Annotated in this window: 13 protein-coding genes; 3 read left to right on the top strand and 10 right to left on the bottom strand. The window is 73.1% G+C overall.

What is annotated here, in order from left to right:
- Window positions 1-137: 137 nt before the first annotated feature.
- The 5 genes from DRB96_RS27320 to miaA form a co-directional block, all read right to left on the bottom strand.
- The gene (locus tag DRB96_RS27320) at window positions 138-1,586 is read right to left on the bottom strand and encodes a M1 family metallopeptidase (RefSeq protein ID WP_112450851.1); all 1,449 of its coding nucleotides are present in this window, start codon (window positions 1,584-1,586) and stop codon (window positions 138-140) included.
- 75 nt (window positions 1,587-1,661) lie between these two features.
- Window positions 1,662-3,743, bottom strand: coding sequence for an HD domain-containing protein (locus tag DRB96_RS27315; protein ID WP_112450850.1), 2,082 nt, complete (start codon window positions 3,741-3,743; stop codon window positions 1,662-1,664).
- A gap of 140 nt (window positions 3,744-3,883) precedes the next feature.
- On the bottom strand, window positions 3,884-4,759 hold the full coding sequence (dapF, locus tag DRB96_RS27310) for a diaminopimelate epimerase (protein ID WP_112450849.1): 876 nt from the start codon (window positions 4,757-4,759) through the stop codon (window positions 3,884-3,886).
- Window positions 4,760-4,820: 61 nt separating this feature from the next.
- Window positions 4,821-5,399: a hypothetical protein gene (locus DRB96_RS27305; protein WP_112450848.1), complete on the bottom strand. Its 579-nt coding sequence runs from the start codon at window positions 5,397-5,399 to the stop codon at window positions 4,821-4,823.
- 130 nt (window positions 5,400-5,529) lie between these two features.
- Window positions 5,530-6,468, bottom strand: a complete 939-nt coding sequence (miaA, locus tag DRB96_RS27300; protein WP_112450847.1) for a tRNA (adenosine(37)-N6)-dimethylallyltransferase MiaA — start codon at window positions 6,466-6,468, stop codon at window positions 5,530-5,532.
- Window positions 6,469-6,687: 219 nt separating this feature from the next.
- Between miaA and DRB96_RS27295 the strand changes: the two genes are divergently transcribed.
- Together DRB96_RS27295 and DRB96_RS27290 are read left to right on the top strand one after the other, a co-directional pair.
- On the top strand, window positions 6,688-6,903 hold the full coding sequence (locus DRB96_RS27295; protein ID WP_112450846.1) for a hypothetical protein: 216 nt from the start codon (window positions 6,688-6,690) through the stop codon (window positions 6,901-6,903).
- Window positions 6,904-6,928: 25 nt separating this feature from the next.
- Window positions 6,929-7,174 (top strand): antitoxin, encoded by a 246-nt coding sequence (locus DRB96_RS27290; RefSeq protein ID WP_112450845.1) that lies wholly within the window; start codon window positions 6,929-6,931, stop codon window positions 7,172-7,174.
- A gap of 110 nt (window positions 7,175-7,284) precedes the next feature.
- On the opposite strand, the gene DRB96_RS27285 is transcribed toward DRB96_RS27290, so the two are convergent.
- Both DRB96_RS27285 and miaB read right to left on the bottom strand, forming a co-directional pair.
- Window positions 7,285-7,992 carry a class III extradiol dioxygenase subunit B-like domain-containing protein gene (locus DRB96_RS27285; RefSeq protein ID WP_112450844.1) on the bottom strand — a complete coding sequence of 236 codons (708 nt, stop codon included), beginning with the start codon at window positions 7,990-7,992 and terminating at the stop codon, window positions 7,285-7,287.
- Between the two features lie 115 nt (window positions 7,993-8,107).
- Window positions 8,108-9,595, bottom strand: coding sequence for a tRNA (N6-isopentenyl adenosine(37)-C2)-methylthiotransferase MiaB (miaB, locus tag DRB96_RS27280; RefSeq protein WP_112450843.1), 1,488 nt, complete (start codon window positions 9,593-9,595; stop codon window positions 8,108-8,110).
- Between the two features lie 140 nt (window positions 9,596-9,735).
- On the opposite strand from miaB, the gene DRB96_RS27275 reads away from it, so the two are divergent.
- On the top strand, window positions 9,736-10,731 hold the full coding sequence (locus tag DRB96_RS27275; protein ID WP_112450842.1) for a TAXI family TRAP transporter solute-binding subunit: 996 nt from the start codon (window positions 9,736-9,738) through the stop codon (window positions 10,729-10,731).
- A gap of 79 nt (window positions 10,732-10,810) precedes the next feature.
- Here DRB96_RS27275 and DRB96_RS27270 read toward each other — a convergent pair whose 3' ends face one another.
- The 3 genes from DRB96_RS27270 to DRB96_RS27260 all read right to left on the bottom strand — a co-directional run bounded on the left by DRB96_RS27270 (window position 10,811) and on the right by DRB96_RS27260 (window position 15,306).
- Entirely contained in the window at window positions 10,811-11,740 is a 930-nt protein-coding gene (locus DRB96_RS27270; RefSeq protein WP_112453743.1) for an ROK family protein, read from the bottom strand.
- 106 nt (window positions 11,741-11,846) lie between these two features.
- Window positions 11,847-12,878 (bottom strand): LacI family DNA-binding transcriptional regulator, encoded by a 1,032-nt coding sequence (locus DRB96_RS27265; RefSeq protein ID WP_112450841.1) that lies wholly within the window; start codon window positions 12,876-12,878, stop codon window positions 11,847-11,849.
- 349 nt (window positions 12,879-13,227) lie between these two features.
- On the bottom strand, window positions 13,228-15,306 hold the full coding sequence (locus DRB96_RS27260) for an MDR family MFS transporter (protein WP_162688740.1): 2,079 nt from the start codon (window positions 15,304-15,306) through the stop codon (window positions 13,228-13,230).
- Window positions 15,307-15,314 lie beyond the last annotated feature (8 nt).

Genomic DNA, 15,314 nt, shown 5'->3' with positions numbered 1-15,314 from the left:
GCGTGACACAACACTGTCACGTCCAACGCGTGACACTCCCCGGAGATTCCCCCGGAGTGCCCCCGCGACGCGGCGCCCCCGTACCGGGGGCCCCGTGGAACGGCCTCGTCGATGGTGGCATGCCCGTTCCGCACGCGTCACACGCTTTTCGGGCCGCCCCACTCGGGGTGCCCCGGCATGGCCGGGGTCTTCTTCCCGTACAGCCACGGCTCCAGGAAGGCCCCCAGGTCCCGCCCGGCCTCCCGCGAGGCGAGGCGTACGAAGTCCGCCGTGCCCGCGACCGCGTCCCGGTGCTCGCCCACCCAGCGCCGCTCCACCCGGTCGAAGGCCTCGGCCCCGATCTCCTGGCGCAGGGCGTACAGGATCAGCGCGGCCCCGTCGTAGACCGCCGGCCGGAACAGCCCGATCTTCTCGCCCGGAGGGGCCGGCCTCGGTGCGGCGGGGGGCCCGCCCGCCGCACGCCACTGGTCGGAGCGCTGGTACGCCTCGCGCATCCGCCGCTCCAGGGAGTACTTGCCGAGGCCGTCCGCGTACAGGGCCTCGTACCAGGTGGCGTGGCCCTCGTTGAGCCACAGGTCCGACCACGCGCGCGGGGACACGCTGTTGCCGAACCACTGGTGGGCCAGCTCGTGGACCATCACGGATTCCACGTACCACTCGGGGTACCCGGCGCCGCCGGCGAAGAGCGCGCTCTCGAAGAGCGACAGCGTCTGCGTCTCCAGCTCGAAGCCGGTCCTGGCCTTCGCGATCAGCACCCCGTAGTTCTCGAAGGGGTAGCGGCCGACGCGCGCCTCCATCCACTCGACGTGCCCGGCGGTCTTCTTCAGCCAGGGCTCCAGCCGCTCCCGGTCCGCCGCGGGCACCACGTCGCGCAGCGGCAGTCCGTGCGGCCCGGTGCGGTGCACGACGGCCGAGTCGCCGACCGAGACCTGGGCGAGCTCGGTGGCCATCGGGTGCAGGGTCCGGTACGTCCACGTGGTCGCGGTGCCCGCCCGGTGGGCCGGGAGCAGGCCCGGCACCCCGTTGGCGACGGCCGTCAGCCCGGCCGGCGCGGTGACGCGGAAGGTGAAGTACGCCTTGTCGGCGGGGTGGTCGTTGCACGGGAAGACCCGGTGGGCGGCGTCGGCCTGGTTGGCCATCGCCAGCCCGTCCTCGGTGACCACCCAGCCGCCGTCGCCGCGGCCGCGCGGATCGCTCGTGTGCCGGATGGCGATGTGCAGGGGGGCGTCGGCGGGGAGCGGCCGGGCGGGGGTCAGCACGAGGTCCTCCCCGATGCTCGCGAACTGCGCCGGCTCCCCGTTGACCTCGGCGGACGCCACCTTCCCGTGGGTGAAGTCCAGGTTGACGGATTCGAGCCGGGTCAGGGTGCGCGCGTCGATGACGGTGACCGCGTCGAGCGGGGTCTTGTTGTCCTTGTACGCGAAGGACAGGTCGTACGAGAGCACGTCGTAGCCGGGGTTCCCGAGCTCCGGGAACAACGGGTCGCCGATGCCCAGCGCCGTGGGCGGGGGCGCGACCGCGGCGACGAGGGTGAGGGAGGCCGCGGCCAGCAGGGCGGCGCGCAGGCGCGGGGAGGTGAGCTGCATCCCCCACCGCATATCAGCGACCGGCGCGCGCCCGCGACCGGCGCGCGACGGCTCCACCCGAACGGGTCGGGCGGGCTACGCCCGGCTGACGTCGTAGACGCCCGGCACGTCCCGCATCGCCCGCATGAGGCCCGGGAGTCCGGCCGCGTCGGGCAGTTGCAGGGTGTAGCTGTGCCGGACCCGCTGCTCGACCGGCGGCTCCACCGTCGCGGAGACCACTTCGACCCCCTCGCGGGCGATGGCCTCGGTCAGATCGGCCAGCAGGTGCGGGCGGCCGAACGATTCGGCGAGCAGCGTGACCCGGCAGTCGGCGGTCGCCCGCCAGTGCACGGCGACGGGCGTGCGCCCCACCGCCCGCATCTGGGCCACCGTCGCGCAGTGGACTCGGTGCACGGTGACGACCCCGCCCCGGACGACGAACCCCTCCACCGCGTCCGGCGGGACCGGGGTGCAGCACCCGGCGAGCCGTACGGTGGCGTCCGGCAGGTCGGCGACGGCGTTGCCGCCGCCGCCCCGGGCCCCCACCACGGACAGCGGCGCCCGCGGCGCGGCCGCGGCGGGTCCGGCCCCGTCGGGATGGGACTCCAGCCAGCTGCTGATGGCGATGCGGGCGGCCGGGGTCCTCGCGTGCTCCAGCCAGTCGGCGGACGGTCCCGAGGTGGCGTCGTGCGAGAGCAGCAGCTGGACGGTGTCCCCGTCCGAGAGCCGGGAGGACAGGGAGGTCAGGCGCCCGTTGACCCGGGCGCCGATACAGCCGTGGGCCGCCTCGCCGTACTGCGCGTAGGCGGCGTCGATACAGCTGCCGCCGGCCGGCAGGCCCAGCGTGCCCCCGTCGGCCCGGAACACGGTGATCTCGCGGTCCTGGGCCAGCTCCGAGCGCAGGACGTTCCAGAAGGTGTCGGGATCGGGGGCGGACTGCTGCCAGTCGAGCAGCCGCGACAGCCAGCCCGGCCGCGTCGGGTCCACCCGCTCCTCGTCGCAGTCGGCCGATTCGGCCGCCTGCGGGGTCGTGTACGGATTCCCGAGCGCGACCACGCCCGCCTCCGCGACCCGGTGCATCTGCCGGGTCCGCACGATCACCTCGGCGACGTACCCCTCGGGCGTGGCGAAGGCGGTGTGCAGGGACTGGTAGAGGTTGAACTTCGGGGAGGCGATGAAGTCCTTGAACTCCGAGACGACCGGGGTGAAGCAGGTGTGCAGCTCCCCGAGCACCCCGTAGCAGTCGGCGTTCTCGGCCACGAGGACCAGCAGGCGGCCGAAGTCGGAGCCGCGCAGCTCCCCGCGCTTGAGGGCGATCCGGTGCACGGAGACGAAGTGCCGGGGCCGCACCACCACCTCGGCGGCGATGCCCGCCTCGCGCAGGACGGCCCGTACGGAGTCGGCGATGGCGGGCAGCGGGTCGCGGTCCCCCGCGTGGGCCGCGATGAGGGCGCGGGTGTGCTCGTACTCCTCGGGGTGCAGGATCGCGAAGACGAGGTCTTCGAGCTCGGTCTTCAGGGCCTGTACGCCGAGCCGTTCGGCGAGCGGGATCAGCACGTCCCGGGTGACCTTGGCGATGCGGGCCTGTTTGTCGGGGCGCATCACCCCGAGGGTGCGCATGTTGTGCAGCCGGTCGGCGAGTTTGATGGACATCACGCGGACGTCGTTGCCGGTGGCGACGAGCATCTTGCGGAAGGTCTCGGGCTCGGCGGCGGCACCGTAGTCGATCTTCTCGACCTTGGTGACGCCGTCGACGATGAAGCAGACTTCCTGGCCGAACTCCTCGCGGACCTGATCGAGGGTCACGTCGGTGTCCTCGACCGTGTCGTGGAGGAGGGACGCCGTCAAGGTGGTGGTCTCGGCGCCGAGTTCGGCCAGGATGAGGGTGACGGCGAGCGGATGTGTGATGTACGGCTCACCGCTCTTGCGCATCTGGCCGCGGTGCGAGGTCTCGGCGAGCAGGTACGCGCGGCGCAGGACGGAGAGGTCCGCGTCCGGGTGGTGGGCGCGGTGCGCTTCGGCGACATGGCCGATCGCGTCCGGCAGGCGGTCCCGGGACGTGGGGCCGAGCAGTGCTGCGCGCCCAAGTCGTCGCAGGTCAAGTCTGGTCCGGCCCCGTCTGCGAAGTTCTGGGCGCTCTTCGGGGCGTGCTTCGGGGTTCGTGGCCTCTGCACTCATGGGCACCTCCGGCGGCTTCGACCGGCGGTGGTGGGCATGGGGTGAGCCCTCAGGGCCGGTGCCTGATGCTACCGACCCCACCACGTGGCGCAGTCCACCTCTCGCTCAGCGTGAAACGGATCACCCATTAGAGGGAAGCTTTAGACGAAAGCCGTTTCGGTGAGCCAGGCGGGATCGAACTCCCCCTCGGCCACGATGACGGCGGGTCCGGTCATCTCGATCCGGCCGTCGGGGTGTTCGGTGATGACCAGCGTGCCGCCGGGCAGATCGACCGTGTACGTGGCGGGCGCGCCGGTGACGGCCGGATCCGCGCCGTCGCGGCGGATGGCGGCCACGGCGACCGCGCAGGCGCCGGTGCCGCAGGAGCGGGTCTCGCCGGAGCCGCGCTCGTGGACGCGCATGGCGACGTGCCGGGGGCCGCGGTCGACGACGAATTCGACATTGACACCCGTCGGGTAGGCGGACGCCGGGCTGTACGGGGGCGGGTCCAGCAGGTTCCCGGCATCGTCCAGGCTGTCAACGAAGGCCACCGCGTGCGGGTTCCCCATGTTGACGTTGCGCGCGGGCCAGGACCGCTCTCCCACCGAGACGGTGACCTCGCCCTCGGGCAGCTCGGCGCGGCCCATGGAGACGGTCACGTCACCGGCCTTGTCGAGGTGCACGCGCTTGACGCCGCCGCGGGTGGCGACGGCCAGGTCGCCGGGCTCGGCGTGCCCCGCGTGGTGCAGGTAGCGGGCGAAGACGCGGACGCCGTTGCCGCACATCTCGGCGACGGAGCCGTCGCTGTTGCGGTAGTCCATGAACCACTCGGCCTCGCCGGCCATGTGCGCCGCCTCGGGGTGCGCGGCGGAGCGCACGACGTGCAGCACGCCGTCGGCGCCGATCCCGGCCCGCCGGTCGCACAACCGGGCGACGGCGGACGCCGGCAGCTCGATGGCGTTGTCCGGGTCCGGAACGATCACGAAGTCGTTCTCGGTGCCGTGGCCCTTGAGGAAGGAGAGGCTCGTCTGCGTCACCCGCCCATGGTACCGAGCCGGCCGCGGAGCAGGTCGGGCGCAGGAGGCCGGCGGAGGAGGGCTAGCGGAGCCGGGCCACCCGGTACACCGCGAGCGCAACGACGGCCAGCGCGACCAGCGCGTACAGCCCGGCCACCCGCCAGTCGGGGCGCCGGCCGGAGCCGCGGGCCGGGAGCCCGGGCAGGGCGTAGCCCACGCGGCGCGCGGCCATCATGCCCCAGCCGCCCGCGCAGCAGCTGATCAGGAACCCGAGCATGGCGACGACCGCTCCGCCGTCGCCGAACTCGAAGGCGAGCGGGAAGGCGAACATCAGGGATCCGGAGGCGGCCAGTACGACGATGGGGGCGATCTGCCACAGACGCAGCCGGCGCTGCGGCCGCAGTTCCACCTCGAAGGCGGGGGCGGAGGCGGCCTCCGCCTCGGCGGAGTCGGGCGCGTCCGGGCCGTCGGGGGTCAGCCGCGCGGGCTCCGCGGGCAGTCCGAGGCCGTCCGGACCGGGGCCGTCGAGGTTGTCGAGTCCGCCGGCGTCGAGGCCGTCGTCGTCGAACCCGTCCGCCGCCCCGGAGAGAGCACCGTGAAGCGTCGGGTCCGTTTCCCGTCGGGTGTCGTCCCGACCGGTGTCGCGAGGGCCGGCCTCCATCGCCACGCGCCCTCCCACTCGGACTCGGTACGCCGCCGTTCACCGCCGGTGAGGCACCGGCGGAAGTTTGATGATGGCACGCCGTCAGGCCCCGAACGGGCGCCCGGGGCGTCCCGATGCCATCACGTGATCAGGCTGTGACCGCTCGTTCGACCAACGACTGCGCGAGTCCGGCGAGTTCCCCCCGGTCATCGGCGGCCCCGCTGAGCCAGTGCACCCTCGGGTCGCGGCGGAACCACGAGTCCTGCCTGCGGGCGAACCGCTTGGTGGCGCGCACCGTCTCGGCGCGGGCCTCCTCCATCGTGCACTCCCCGGCGAGTGCGGTCAGCACCTGCTGGTAGCCGAGGGCCCTGGAGGCGGTGACTCCGTCGCGCAGTCCCGCGGCCTCCAGCTCGCGGACCTCCTCCACCAGCCCGGCCTCCCACATCCGGTCCACGCGCAGCGCGATCCGTTCGTCGAGCTCGGGCCGGGCCACGTCCACGCCGATCTGGACCGTGTCGTAGACGGACTCGTGGCCGGGGAGGTTGGCGGTGAACGGCCGGCCGGTGATCTCGATGACCTCCAGCGCGCGCACGATGCGGCGGCCGTTGCTGGGCAGGATCGCCTGCGCGGCGGCCGGGTCGGCGGCGGCGAGCCGGGCGTGCAGGGCGCCGGGGCCGCGCAGGGTGGCCTCGGCCTCCAGCCGGGCCCGGACCTCGGGGTCGGTCCCGGGGAAGTCCATCGCGTCGAGCGCGCCGCGCACGTACAGGCCGGACCCGCCGACGAGGACCGGCGTACGGCCCTGGGCGAGCAGCGCGTCGATCTCGGCGCGGGCCAGGCGCTGGTACTCGGCGACGCTCGCGGTCTCGGTGACGTCCCAGATGTCGAGGAGGCGGTGCGGGACCCCGCCGCGCTCCGCCGTCGTCAGTTTGGCGGTGCCGATGTCCATCCCCCGATACAGCTGCATCGAGTCGGCGTTGACGACCTCGCCGTCGAAATGGCGGGCCAGGGCTACGCCCAGATCGGACTTTCCGGCCGCGGTGGGTCCGACGACGGCGATGACCCGCGGGGCGGGGGCTGCTTTCCTCACCGCCCCAGTCTCGCAGCCCTCCGTCAAGACACCGCCATGTACCCGATCGAGCTACGTGACGGGCGCGGATCGGGGTCGTTGCCTTGGCGGGGTTCCGGCCCGGCGCGCGCCTGTCGTACGCCCGGCTCCGGACCGGCGCGGGCCGGTCCGTACATGGTCCGTACACGGGTCCGTCCACGGCGGAACTTCACTCACACGAGTAACGTTATAGGAGTAGACATGGGCATTTTGGACCGGCTTCTCGGCCGCAAGAGCCAGACCACGACCGAAGAGGTCGCCGGCGCGGATCTGACGGCGGAGTCCGTGACGGCCGACGAGGCCGGGACCGGGCCGGCTGTGGCCGAGGAGAGCGCGGCGGAAGCCGTCGAGATCCCGAAGCAGCAGTCGGCGGAGGTCGCCGCGGACAGCGAGGCCGGCGAGGGCGCCCGTACGTAGTTATCCCGCCAATGGAAGGTGACCCATGGGCCTGCTGGACAATCTGAAGGCCAAGCTCGCGCCCGCCAAGGACAAGGTCGGCGACCTCGCGCAGCAGCACGAGGGCAAGATCGCCCAGAATCTGGACAAGGTGGCCAAGGCCGTCGACTCCAAGACCAAGGGCAAGTACAGCGGTCAGATCTCTAGCGGTGCGGACAAGGCGAAGGACGCCCTGGGCAAGATCGCGCACAAGGACACTCCCGGCGGGCCGACGCCGCCGGCGGCTTCCTGACGCGGTTACGGGAGGGGCGCGGCACCACCGAGCGTGGTGCCGCGCCCCTCTGCCGTGCGCCTCTGCCGGGCGGCCTCTGCCGTGGGCCTCTTCCGTGCGCCTCTGCCGGGCTACGACCAGGCGGCGACGAAGTATCCGACCCCGTACGGCGCGTCCTCGTACAGCAGCCGCGCTTCGAGGCCCGCGCCCTCGGCGGCGCCCGCGAGCACCTGCCAGGGGGCCCGTCCCGCCGCCTGGAGTTCGCGGGCGAGCCCCGCGTCGAGGGCGGCCAGCGCGGCCGTGTCGGCGGCGCCCAGCGCGCGGGCGGCCTCGGCGTCGAAGGCGTCCGCGCGGTCGTCGAGGTAGCCGGGGGCCTTGAGGGACCGGCAGGCGCTGCCGTCACCCATCACGAGCAGTGCGACCCGGGCGTCGCGCCGGGCGAGCTCCCGGCCGGCTTCCAGGCAGCGGGCGGTGTCCAGGGCCTCGGCGACCCCGAGCCCCTCCAGGGGCGCCGCACCCCAGCCGGCCCGGCCCAGCAGCCAGGCTCCGACGGCGAGCGGGGCGGGCAGCAGGCGCGGCCCCTCCTCGCCCTCGCCCAGCCGTACCTCGGTGGCGGCTCCGAAGCCGCGGAAGGTGCCGCGGGCGCCCTGGGGGTAGGAACCCCCGTGCTCCTCGTCGCAGGCTCCGACGACCACGAGCAGATCGGGCCGGGAGGCGGCGAGCACGGACAGCGCGTCGGAGCACGCGGTACGGGCGTCACCGAGTTCGGCGGCGGCTCCCGCGGCGATCTCGGGCACGAGCATCGGCGGGGCGGGGCAGACGGCAGCGGCTACGAGCATGATCTGCAGCGTAGCCGCACCCGGCCGGGACGCGCGTGGCTCTCCGGCGAAGCCGGATCCGCGAATCCGGGGCCGCGCCGCGGACCTCGCTCGCCGGGGCCCCGTACCCCGCCCGTCAGGAGGACGCGGGAACCGCGCAGCCCGAGGCGGCCACCGGCAGCGGGGCCGGGACGCCCAGGGTGGGGATCCCCAGCAGGACGCCCTTCGGCTGCGCCGGAGCCGCGTTGCGCTTCTCCCAGGCGTCGCCCGCACGCGTACGGCGTACCGACTGCGTCGGGCCCTCCGCCAGCAGGTGGTGCGGGGCCGCGTAGGTGATCTCCACGGTCACCACGTCGCCCGGGCGGACCTCCTGGAGCGGCTTCGTGAAGTGCACGAGGCGGTTGTCGGGGGCGCGCCCGGACAGCCGGTGCGTGGCGCCGTCCTTGCGGCCCTCGCCCTCGGCGACCATGACCTCCAGCGTGCGGCCGACCTGCTTCTTGTTCTCGTCCCAGGAGATCTCCTCCTGGAGGCCGACCAGGCGCATGTACCGCTCCTGCACGACCTCCTTGGGGATCTGCCCGTCCATGTCGGCGGCGGGGGTCCCGGGGCGCTTGGAGTACTGGAAGGTGAACGCGTTCGCGAAGCGGGCCTCGCGCACCGCGTGCATCGTCTGCTGGAAGTCCTCCTCCGTCTCACCGGGGAAGCCCACGATGATGTCGGTGGAGATCGCCGCGTGCGGGATGGCGGCGCGGACCTTCTCGATGATGCCGAGGAAGCGCTCCTGGCGGTACGAGCGGCGCATCGCCTTGAGGATCGTGTCCGATCCGGACTGCATCGGCATGTGCAGCTGCGGCATGACGTTCGGGGTCTCGGCCATCGCCGCGATCACGTCGTCGGTGAAGTCGCGCGGGTGCGGGGAGGTGAAGCGGACCCGCTCCAGGCCCTCGATGGCGCCGCAGGCCCGCAGCAGCTTGGAGAAGGCCTCGCGGTCGCCCAGGTCGGAGCCGTAGGCGTTCACGTTCTGGCCGAGCAGGGTGATCTCCGAGACGCCCTCGGCGACCAGCGCCTCGACCTCGGCGAGGATGTCGCCGGGACGGCGGTCCTCCTCCTTGCCGCGCAGCGCCGGGACGATGCAGAAGGTGCAGGTGTTGTTGCAGCCGACGGAAATCGACACCCACGCCGCGTACGCGGACTCGCGCCGGGTCGGCAGCGTGGAGGGGAACGCCTCCAGCGACTCGGCGATCTCGATCTGCGCCTCCTCCTGGATGCGCGCGCGCTCCAGCAGGACGGGCAGCTTGCCGATGTTGTGGGTGCCGAAGACCACGTCGACCCAGGGGGCGCGGTCCACGATGGTGTCGCGGTCCTTCTGCGCGAGGCAGCCGCCGACGGCGATCTGCATGCCGGGGCGCTTGGTCTTCATGGGGGCGAGGCGTCCGAGGTTGCCGTAGAGCTTGTTGTCGGCGTTCTCGCGGACGGCGCACGTGTTGAACACGACGACGTCGGCGTCGCCGTCGGACCCCTCGGGGGCGCGGACGTACCCGGCGTCCTCGAGCAGGCCGGACAGCCGCTCGGAGTCGTGCACATTCATCTGACAGCCGTACGTCCGGACCTCGTACGTTTTCACAACAGTCGCCTCGCCCTCGGTGCTCACCCAGCAAGGGTAAGGGTCGGGTCGGGCACCCGGGGCCCGACGGTGGGCGCGGGGCGGCCGGACGGGCCGGGCGGGCCGTGACAGGAGGGCGGGTCGGTGGCAGGATCGCGGCCATGCCTCTCGTACCGCCCCGGATCAGCAGGCGCCGTGCCCTGCGGGCCCTGGTGGCCGTACTGGCCGTCCTGTGCGCGCTCGTCTGGTGGCTGAGGCCCTTCGGGGAGCCCGAGCTGAAGGGGGACCTCACCTTCAGCACCGGCGTCCAGACCGGTGTCTACCACCTCTACGGCCAGCTGCTGGAGCAGTCGCTCGCCGAGAACATGCCCGGCGTGAACGTCCGGCTGCAGACCAGCGAGGGCTCGCAGCAGAACCTGCAGCGGGTGGCCGCCGGCGAGGCGGACTTCACAGTCGCCACGGCGGACGCGGTGTTCAAGTACCAGCTCGACCGGAAGCCCGGCGCGGACCGGCTGCGCGGCTGCGTACGGCTCTACGACGACTACGTACAGCTCGTGGTGCCCGCCGGTTCCCCGGTCCAGTCGGCCCGGGACCTGCGCGGCAAACGGGTCGCGGTCGGCCAGGACGGCTCGGGCGTGCGGCTGATCTCGGAGCGGCTGCTCACGGCGGCGAGGCTGGACCCGGCCCGCGACATCACCCCGGTGTCGATCGGCATCGACACCATGCCGGCGGAGCTGGAGGCGGGCCGGATCGACGCCTTCTTCTGGTCGGGCGGGCTGCCGACCAACGCCGTGCGCGGGCTGTCGGAGCGGTTCGAGATCCGGCTCGTGCAGCTCGGCGATCTGGTGGAGGCGCTGCAGGAGAGCGGCAGCCCGGCCCGCTACTACCGGGCGGCGGTGATGCCCCAGGACGCCTACGCGCGGGCCCGCAACACCTCGGCGGTGTCCACCGTGGCGGTGCCGAACCTGCTGGTGACCCGGGAGGACACGGGCGCCGAGCTGACGGAGCAGTTCACCCGCACCGTGATCCTCAGCCGGGACACGATCGGGCACGAGGTGCACGCGGCGCAGCTGGTGGACCTGCGGACGGCGATCTACACCGATCCGCTGAAACTGCACGAGGGCGCGGCCCGGTACTACCGCTCCGTCAAGCCGTAGGCCGCTGTGGCGGGCCCTGTCACGGGCCCTGTCACGGGCCGCGGCGCGGGCCCCGGCGCGGTCTCCGCCGGAGCCGTGCTCAGGACGGCAGCAGCATCATCGCCGCCGCGGCCGCGCCGATCAGGCCCGCGTGGGTGCCCAGCGTCGCCGGGACGACCTGGAGGTCCTTGACGAAGGACAGGGTCGCGTACGAGGCGAGGTGCGCGCGGATCGGCCCGAAGAGGGTGTCCCCGGCGGCGGCGACGCCCCCTCCGACGACGGCGATGTCGGTCTCGACGAGGCTGGCGGTGGCGGCGATGGCCGCGGCCAGCGCCCGGCCGGCCCGGTCGAAGGCAGCCAGCGCGACCGGGTCGCCCGCGGCCGCGGCCGCGGCGGCTCCGGCGGCCGTGGCGTCCCCGGCCGGGGTCCAGCCCTGGGCCAGGGCCCAGCGTGCGATGGCGGTGCCGGAGGCGAGGGACTCCACGCAGCCCCGGCCGCCGCAGGCGCACGGCTCCCCCTCGAAGGCGACGCTGATGTGGCCGATGTGGCCCGCGTTCCCGGTGGGTCCGGGGTGGAGCCGGTTGTTCAGGACCAGTCCGCCGCCGACGCCGGTGGACACCACCATGCACAGCGCGTTGGCGTGCCCCCGGGCGGCGCCCAGCCAGTGTTCGGCGGCGGTCATCGCCACCCCGTCGCCGGCCAGCAGCGTCGGGATCCGCCCCCCGTGCGAGGCGAGCTCCGCCTCCACCCGGGCCTGGACGGGGTAGCCCCGCCAGGCGCCGATGTTGACCGGGCTCACCGTGCCGCGCGCGGTGTCCACCGGGCCCGCGCTGCCGATGCCGCAGCGCACCGCCGAGGGCCACAGCGGGGACTTCGCGAGCTCGGCGACGACCTCGGCGACGGCGGCGAAGACGGTGTCGCCGTCCGCCGCGCCGGGGGTCGGGCGCCGGGTGGTGGCCGTCATCGTGCCGTCGCCGTCCACCAGCGCGCCGGCGATCTTCGTACCGCCGATGTCGATCGCGACCGTCAGGCCGGATTCGGCCCCCGCGCCGGCCCGGGGGCCGGGAAACGCGGAGGTGGGTGCGGGCGTGGGGGCGGGAGTGATCACGGTGACGCTCCAGAAAGGGTCTCGGAATTCAGTATGCGGCCGGTGGCGGAGCCGTACTCTCACGGGGCTCGAGCCGGGGCCGCTCGCTCTCCCTGGATCTCGGCGGGCTGCCGGCGAGGACGGCGAGGAGCTCCTCGGCGGCGATCCGACCGAAGGCCCCCGTATCGCGGACGAGCGCGGTGAGCCGCGGGCGGGTGACCCGGCAGAGCGCGGAGTCGTCCCAGGCCACGAGGGAGAGCCGGTCCGGCACGGGGATGCCCAGTTCGGCGGCGACGGCGGCGCCCGCCACCGCCATCACGTCGTTGTCGTAGACGATCGCGGTCGGCGGCCGGGGCCCGGCGAGGATCCGCCGGGTGGCCGCCGCGCCCTCGGCGTCGGAGTAGTCGGTGGGGACCGAGCGCACGTCGCCCGGGCCGAGCCCGAGCCGGTCCGCCTCGGCGCGCAGCGAGCGGATCCGGCGCTCGGTGTGGGCGAGCCCGGGCAGTCCGGCCACGTGCGCGATCCGGCGGTGGCCGAGCCCGCACAGGTGGTCGAGGACCTGGGCCATGGCGCCGGCGTCGTCCGCCCGGACCGCGGACAGCGTGGAGGGCGGATCGGTCTCCCCCACGGTGACGGCGGGCAGGGCCAGCTGCTGGAGGAGGGCCGGGCGCGGGTCGTCGGTCCTCGGGTCCACGACGATGACCCCGTCGACGCGCCGCTCGGCCCACCAGCGGCGGTAGACGGCGCATTCGGCCTCGATGTCCGGGGCGACCTGGAAGAGCAGGGCGATCCGGCCGGCGGCCAGCACCTCCTGGATGCCGGAGACCAGCTGGAGGAAGAAGGACTCGACGCCGAGGGTGTGCGCCGGCCGGGCGAGGACCAGCCCGACGGCGCCGGACCGTTCGCCGGAGAGGGCGCGGGCCGCACTGTTGGGCTGCCAGCCGAGCTCTTCGGCGACCTTGCGGACACGGGCGCGGGTGCCCTCGGAGACTCCCGGCCGGTCGTTGAGCGCGAAGGAGACCGCGCTCTCCGACACCCCCGCCTGGCGGGCGATGTCCTTGATGGTGGGTCTGCGGGCCATGGCCTGTCTCATCCCTCGCTGACGTGGACGGCAATGGCCGGACCGTACGCGATCCCGTCCCGGCGGTGACACCAATTCCACGGTCCATTTCCGCGGACTTCCTTGTGCGACAACACCGTTCGACGACAACAAAACCAGAGCTAAACCGCATTAGTGCACGTAGCTTCAGACGGCTGAAACCCTTCTGTCAACAGGACTGAAGCGCTTAAGCAGCGGTGCGGCGGACCTGTTGACTTATCCCGGCTCGGGACGGCAGGTTATGGGGCGTCCGGCGAATTCCCCCTGAACTCCAGGACCCTTCATGCACGACGGCACCGCTGTCCCTTATACACATCTCCGAGCCCAGCCCCTACCCCCGGCCCGCCATCGCGCGCGGGGCGAAGTTGCCGTCGCCCAGGTCCTCCGCGAGCAGCCGCTTCGCGATGGCGTCCGCCGCGGCCCGCAGCTCCGCGCTGCGCGGGCGGCCGCGGTCCTTCTCCAACTGGTCGCCCAGCCACTGCGCCCACGCGCCCGAGATCACGCCCGCCTCCCGCTCCCCCGCCGGGGTGTGCGCGTAGAAGCCGTTCTGGCGCGTCAGGTAACCCTCGTCCACCATCCGCTCGAAGACCGGCACCAGCACCTCCGGGGGCAGGTGCCTGCGCGTCGCGATGAATCCGAGGCTCGCGTGGCCGACCGTGCGGGTCATCAGGTCCACCTGCATGACCGCCCACGCGCCCGCCATGTCCAGCCGGGTGTCCGAGGCCTCGACGATCCCGCGCGCGGTGTCCGTTCCCATGCTCCGCACGAGCTTGCCGACAGCCAGCTCCAGCAGCTTCGCCGAGTCCCCGGAGGCCGTGGCGGGCGAGCCGAAGCCGTCGCCCATGTCCGTGGATCCGGCCCTGGCGCTGTCGCGCAGCTTGACCTGCTTGAGGAACAGCGCGACGACGAATCCGACCACCGCCACCGGCACGGTCCACAGGAACACCGTGTGCAGGGTGTCCGCGTACGCGTTGATGATCGGCCCCGCCGCGGCCGGATCGAGCCCGTGCACGCCCTGTGGGCTCTGCGCCGCCGCGGCCAGTTGCTGCGGGTCCTGCCCGGTCGCGCGCGCCGCCTCCGCCACCCCCTTCGCCAGCGCGGGCCCCAGGGTGTTGGCGTAGATCGTGCCGAAGACGGCGGTCCCGAAGGCGCTGCCGAGCGTACGGAAGAAGGTGACGCCCGAGGTCGCGGTGCCGAGGTCGGCGTAGTCCACGGTGTTCTGCACGGCGATGGTCAGCACCTGCATGCTCAGGCCGATGCCGGCACCGAGGACGAACATGTACAGCGATTCCAGCCAGGCGTTGGACTGGGGCCCCATGCGCGACAGCAGGTAGAGCCCGACGCCCATCACGGCGCAGCCCACGATCGGGAAGATCCGGTAGTGCCCGGTCTTGCTCGTGACGTTGCCGCTGAAGACCGACGCGATCAGCAGGCCGATGACCAGCGGCAGCGTCCGTACGCCCGAGACCGTGGCGGAGTCCCCGTCCACGTACTGCAGGTACGTCGGCAGGAAGGTCATCGCGCCGAGCATCGCGAAGCCGACGACGAAGCTGAGGACGGAGCAGACCGAGAAGACGGGGTTGGAAAACAGCCGCATCGGCAGCATCGGCTGCGCGGCCCGGGTCTCCACCAGGCAGAACAGCGCCAGTGCCAGGGCGCCGCCCACGAAGAGCGCGACGATGAGCGCCGAGCTCCAGGCGTACGCGTTCCCGCCCAGGCTCGTGGCCAGGATCAGCGCGCTCGCGCCGATCGCGACCATCGCGATGCCCAGGTAGTCGATGACCGGCTTGCCGGCGGCGCGCACGGAGGGGATCGTCTTCGCGGCCGCCACCACGACCAGGATCGCGATCGGCACGTTCACGTAGAACGCCCAGCGCCAGGTCAGGTGGTCGGTGAAGAGGCCGCCGAGCAACGGACCGATCACCGTCGCGACGCCGAAGACGGCGCCGATGGCGCCCTGGTACTTGCCGCGTTCGCGCAGCGGGACCACGTCGGCGATCAGCGCCATCGCGGTGACCATCAGCCCGCCGGCGCCGATGCCCTGGATGCCCCGCCACACGATGAGCAGGGTCATGTTGCTCGCCAGGCCGCACAGGAACGAGCCGGTGATGAAGACGATGGCGGAGACCTGGAAGACCAGTTTCCGGCCGAAGAGGTCGCCGAACTTGCCCACGAGCACGGTCGCGACCGTCTCCGTGAGGAGGTAGGAGGTCACGACCCACGACATGTGGTCGCCGCCGCCCAGGTCCGCCACGATCGTGGGCAGCGCCGTGCCCACGATCGTCTGGTCCAGGGCAGCCAGCAGCACGCCCAGCATGATCGTGCCGAATACGACGTTGCGCGTGCGCCGGTCGAGCACGGGGGGTCCCGCGGCGGCCATGACGGGGGCTGCACCTTCGGCTGTGGTCACATCTCGCA

Source organism: Streptomyces sp. ICC1 (genome assembly GCF_003287935.1).
GTDB classification, from domain to species: domain Bacteria; phylum Actinomycetota; class Actinomycetes; order Streptomycetales; family Streptomycetaceae; genus Streptomyces; species Streptomyces tritrimontium.
This window is presented reverse-complemented; position numbering and strand designations above follow the sequence as displayed.

Bases quoted from the DNA above. Each gene is read 5' to 3' on its own strand.
- DRB96_RS27275 (WP_112450842.1), top strand. From the start codon at position 9,736: ATGCCTCTCGTACCGCCCCGGATCAGCAGGCGCCGTGCCCTGCGGGCC.
- DRB96_RS27315 (WP_112450850.1), bottom strand. From the start codon at position 3,743: ATGAGTGCAGAGGCCACGAACCCCGAAGCACGCCCCGAAGAGCGCCCA.
- DRB96_RS27290 (WP_112450845.1), top strand. From the start codon at position 6,929: ATGGGCCTGCTGGACAATCTGAAGGCCAAGCTCGCGCCCGCCAAGGAC.
- DRB96_RS27295 (WP_112450846.1), top strand. From the start codon at position 6,688: ATGGGCATTTTGGACCGGCTTCTCGGCCGCAAGAGCCAGACCACGACC.
- DRB96_RS27265 (WP_112450841.1), bottom strand. From the start codon at position 12,878: ATGGCCCGCAGACCCACCATCAAGGACATCGCCCGCCAGGCGGGGGTG.
- DRB96_RS27305 (WP_112450848.1), bottom strand. From the start codon at position 5,399: ATGGAGGCCGGCCCTCGCGACACCGGTCGGGACGACACCCGACGGGAA.
- DRB96_RS27285 (WP_112450844.1), bottom strand. From the start codon at position 7,992: ATGCTCGTAGCCGCTGCCGTCTGCCCCGCCCCGCCGATGCTCGTGCCC.
- DRB96_RS27320 (WP_112450851.1), bottom strand. From the start codon at position 1,586: ATGCAGCTCACCTCCCCGCGCCTGCGCGCCGCCCTGCTGGCCGCGGCC.